The organism is Mesorhizobium sp. M7A.F.Ca.CA.004.12.1.1 (assembly GCF_003997835.1).
Classification (GTDB): Bacteria; Pseudomonadota; Alphaproteobacteria; order Rhizobiales; family Rhizobiaceae; genus Mesorhizobium.
The window spans coordinates 1-3,988 of sequence record NZ_RZRK01000574.1 but is presented as its reverse complement, the minus strand read 5'-3'; the positions used below and the strand labels follow the sequence as shown (position 1 = coordinate 3,988).

Genomic DNA, 3,988 nt, shown 5'->3' with positions numbered 1-3,988 from the left:
AGATCGAGTTCGGCCGGAATGCCGTTCAGCAATGCCTTGGCGGAGATCACCGCCTTCTCCGGATCGACCGTGATCGAACCGTCGGCATCCGTCACGATCTGGCCCTCGAAAGGCTTGGCCAAGGACATGCCGCTATAGTCGAGCGACACCAGCCAATCGAGCTTCGAGGAGTCGACACCGGACTGCAGCGGAATATCCGCCTTGACGTGGCCGGTGACGCTGCCCGACAGGTCTTCCGGCAGGATGCCGACATGGCGCATGGCGTTGATCGGCTCGTAGGATGCGAGTTCGGCTACGGCCGACGCTTCGCCGTCGACGTCGATATCGAGCGCGCCGACGACCGGCGGGCGGTTGGCCGCCTTGACCGTCAGCGTGCCGTTGCTGGCCGCCACGGTGCGGCCGCTGGGCATGTAGACGGTGCCCGAGGATAGCGAGATATCGACATCGTTGCCGTGGAAACCGACGACGCCGACCGCGTCGCGTATCGGCGGAATGCGGCCGGCGGTGTCGAAGCGCGATCCCTCGATCTGGAAGCGGCCGAACACCTCATCGGCCGAAAGCGGCACGCCGTTGCCCAGGCGGCCCGGCACCACCTGGAACTGAAGGTTGGCGTCGACGACACGGCCGCCGAACAGATTGGCCAGCACCCAGAGCCGGGCATTGCGCGCCGAAAACCACGGCCACAGCTGCTTGACGTGAGAGACCTGCATGTCGTGGATGTTGAACGCCAGATTGATCCCCGGCACTTTGCCGTCGACGAACGCCACGGCGGCGGTGCCAAGCATCTCGCCGGAGCCGGCGGACCGGAGCGCGATCTGCTCGGCGACCAATTTGTGGCTCACCGTGTTGTAGACGCCGGCAATCCGGGCCAGGAAGGTGAGCGCCGGCTCGGGCGACTCCGAAGGCGCAAGCGACGATCCGTCGCTGGTCAGGTCGTAGCGATAGGAGGGTTCTTCACCCACCGCTCCGCTTGCCGGCTTCGGCCCGATCGAACCGGCGAAATCGAATGTCGAGCGGCCGGTCTTCAGCAGCAATCTGTCGACCTGGATCTTGTTGCTGCCCGCAACCAGCGTCGCATTGATATCGACGTCCGCCGGCAGCAGTCCTCGCGTGCCGAGATCGAGGACAGAACCCGTCGACGACAAAGCGGCCGTCAGCCGCGATGCGTTCGCGCCGAACCCTTCCGATCCCGTCAGCTTCAGCGCGACGGTTCCCAGCTTGCCGGCAGCGGCCGCCATATCGCCGGTATCGGCCAGATCGACGCTCGCATCCAGTGCCGTGACGCGGTGCGCCGCGATATCGCGGGAGGCGGAAGCGGCAACGGTAGCCGTCCTGCCGTCGATGTCGGCCGTGGACGAGAACTGCATGCCGCCCGGGCCCGACTGCACGACGGTGGCGTCGGTGATCTTGACGAGCTTGATCGCTCCGGTTTCGGGCAGCACGAATTCGACATTGCGAAGGTCGATCCGGCGCAGCGAATCCTCCCGCACGGCATCGAGTGCGTGGTTGATGTTTCCGAACACCGCGGCGGACAGCTTCTCCGGATCGATGAGGCCGTCCGCATTGCGCAGGCCGGCGGTCCAGTCGCCGCCTGACGGCATCGCCGCCACGACGATGCGGGCATCCGAGATCCTGGCGCTGGTCAGCCGCACATCTCCCCACAGCAGCGGGAACAGACGCACGCCGAAGCGCACGCGGCCGGCATCGGCCATCGGCTTACCGTCCGAAGTCTTCAAGCTGACGTCGCTGACCTGAAGCGCGATGAAACTCGAACCGTCGAGCGTGATGCGGGCAGGCCCGACCGCGACATTGACATCGACGCCCGCCAGTTTCTCGAGCGCCGTTTCCGCCTCGGTGCGAAGCCGGTCGGATCCGATGCCGGAGGCGCCAACCAGATAAACGAGCACGGCGGCCAGCAGCACGAAAGCGACCAGACCGGCGAACAGTCGCGACAGGATGCGAAAACCGCGTCCGATCGAAGCCTGACCGAGCGGCGGCACACGGCAGGCGGACGGAAAGGTCCCCAGGTCGGTGATCTCATCACGCCTGAACCGGATCTTCTCGTGCTGCGGTCGCTCCTGATCCACGCAATTTTCCGTTGTACGAACTCGATCGTGGACGAATCCCCGTCCGACACTATATCGGTGTGGCTTCGCGCGTAACCTCAAACAAGGGCATCGGTATGGCTGACCTCGACGTAGGCGATCTCGCGCCGCAATTCGACCTGCCGCGGGACGGCGGCGGATCAGTCAGCCTTGCCGCATCGTCCGGCAAGCCCATCGTGCTGTATTTCTATCCGCAGGACGACACAACAAGCTGCACGCAGGAGGCGATCAGCTTCTCGCAACTGAAGCCGGACTTCGAGAAGGCCGGCGCCGTGGTGATCGGCCTGTCGCCCGACCCCGTCAAGAAGCACGACAAGTTCAAGTCGAAATACAATCTCACTATCGACCTCGCCGCCGACGAGGAGCGCAAGGTGATCGAAGCCTACCATCTGTGGGTCGAGAAATCGATGTATGGCCGCAAGTATATGGGCGTCGAGCGCGCGACGTTCCTGATCGGCCGCGACGGGCGGATCGCCAGGATTTGGCGCAAGGTCCGCGTCAAGGGCCATGCGGAAGAGGTGCTCGAGGCCGTTCGCGCGCTTTGAGGTTTTGCCGGCGAGGTTGGCCCGGTTTCCCTTACAACCATACGCACGCCTGGCGGGCGTTCGCTGCGGGCAAGCCGGCCCTGCAAGCCTTTGTTAACCTTAATAATGTGTAGTCAAGCTGTCGTGGTGTCGTAAACGAAAGCTTGGTCCCGTGAACGCAACCGGTCAGTCCGCAGTCTTCGGCAGGCGTAAGGAGCCCCATACGGTCATCATCGCCCGGGGCAACGAGATCAGGCATTTCACGATCCGACCGTGGCTGGCGGCCTTTATCGGCTCGGCGCTCGCCGCCATTGCCGTCGGCTACCTCATGGCCACCTCCTATCTGGTGCTGCGCGACGATCTGATAGGCGCCACCACGGCGCGCCAGGCGCGCATGCAGCAAGCCTATGAAGATCGCATTTCGGCGCTTCGCGCCCAGGTCGACCGCATCACCAGCCGGCAGTTGCTCGACCAGCAGCTGATGGAAACCAAGGTCAGCGAACTGCTTGAACGGCAGAGCCAGCTGAGCCAGCGTCACGGCCGCCTTGGCCCGCTGCTCGAACGCGCCGAGAGCGAAGTCGGCGCAGCGCCGGCCGAAGATCCGGCAGCGGTTGCGAAGCCGGACAAACGCGCCGAAGTGACCGGCAGCATCAAGGAGCCCGCGCGGAACTATGCGGTCGCCAGCCTGAGCGCCGATCCCGGCGCCGGCGACACAAGGCCGTTCTCGCTGTGGTCGACCCGCTCCGATCCGCTGCCCAACGATTCAGCCGCCGATCGTGCCGACAAGCTCTTCGTCTCGATCAACCAGTCGCTGAAATCCATCGAGAGCGACCAGTTGACCCGCATCAGCACGCTTGCCGACAATGCCTACAAGAGTGCCGATGCCATTACCCAGGCGCTCGAGGCGGCCGGACTGCCCGTCGACAGCGATTTCGGCAAGGGCGACAGCGATGTCGGCGGACCGCTGATCCCGCTCGACAGCTCCATGATGTTCGACAGCAAGGTCAAGGAGTTGGACGAAGCGCTTGACGCCCTCGACCATCTCAAGAAGGAAGCGCGCCAGTTGCCGCTGACCAACCCCGCACCGGGCCACTCCGTCACCAGCCCGTTCGGCGTGCGCACCGACCCGATCCTCGGCACCGCGGCATTGCATTCCGGCATGGATTTCAGGGCCCCGATCGGCATGGCCGCCAAGGTCACCGCACCCGGCACCGTCACCAAGGCCGGCTGGAACGGCGGCTATGGCCGCATGGTGGAAGTCGACCACGGCAATGGTTTTGCGACACGTTACGGGCATCTCAGCGAGATCGACGTCACCGTCGGTGAGAAACTGGACGCCGGCGCCGTCATCGGCAAGAC

2 protein-coding genes and 1 pseudogene are annotated in these 3,988 nt (G+C 64.7%); 2 read left to right on the top strand and 1 reads right to left on the bottom strand.

Going from position 1 to position 3,988, the window contains the following annotated elements; translation table 11 throughout:
* Positions 1-2,087: pseudogene (locus tag EN984_RS25310) on the bottom strand (DUF3971 domain-containing protein); the annotation flags it as partial.
* A gap of 95 nt (positions 2,088-2,182) precedes the next feature.
* On the opposite strand from EN984_RS25310, the gene EN984_RS25305 reads away from it, so the two are divergent.
* Positions 2,183-2,650, top strand: a complete 468-nt coding sequence (locus tag EN984_RS25305; RefSeq protein ID WP_127258257.1) for a peroxiredoxin — start codon at positions 2,183-2,185, stop codon at positions 2,648-2,650.
* Between the two features lie 151 nt (positions 2,651-2,801).
* Positions 2,802-3,988, top strand: a 1,187-nt coding sequence (locus EN984_RS25300; protein WP_164765635.1) for a M23 family metallopeptidase, incomplete at its 3' end; no start/stop codon positions are given.

Excerpts from the sequence above, each read along its gene's own strand:
- EN984_RS25305 (WP_127258257.1), top strand. The coding sequence starts at position 2,183 with ATGGCTGACCTCGACGTAGGCGATCTCGCGCCGCAATTCGACCTGCCG.